Genomic DNA, 430 nt, shown 5'->3' with positions numbered 1-430 from the left:
CCAGCCAAGCGCTTTTAACTTTTTGAGATATGCATGGATCTTACGTTCCTTATTGAACTGATTATAGTAATCAGCTCCAAGATCTTGAAAAGCCACCCCATCCTTGAGGATATGATAAATGGCGATCAGCATTGAATGAGCGACTGCGTCATAGGCCCGCTTTTTCCCACGATGTGCGCTGATTCTCATGAACTGTGCATAGAAGTAGGATCTTTTATTCTTTACCGCACTGTGTGCACTGACAACAAGTGTCTCCCGCAGGAAAGCGTTTCCTTTTCGGGCCTTGCCTGACTTTCGCTTTTTCGCACTCTCGTTATCGCCCGGACATAATCCAGCCCATGAGGCCAAGTGCCCATCGCTGGGAAACCGCTCCATGTCCGTGCCAAGGACCGAAATGATCGCCTGTGCGCTGGTATTTCCAATGCCGGGG

1 protein-coding gene is annotated in these 430 nt (G+C 49.3%); it reads right to left on the bottom strand.

The features are described from left to right. Positions 1-430, bottom strand: a 430-nt coding sequence (locus JMF81_RS14570) for a transposase (RefSeq protein ID WP_201312162.1), incomplete at both ends; no start/stop codon positions are given.

Source organism: Anaerostipes butyraticus, from assembly GCF_016586355.1.
GTDB classification, from domain to species: domain Bacteria; phylum Bacillota; class Clostridia; order Lachnospirales; family Lachnospiraceae; genus Anaerostipes; species Anaerostipes butyraticus.
The sequence above is the reverse complement of the archived record's forward strand: the minus strand, read 5'-3'. Positions and strand labels throughout refer to the sequence as shown.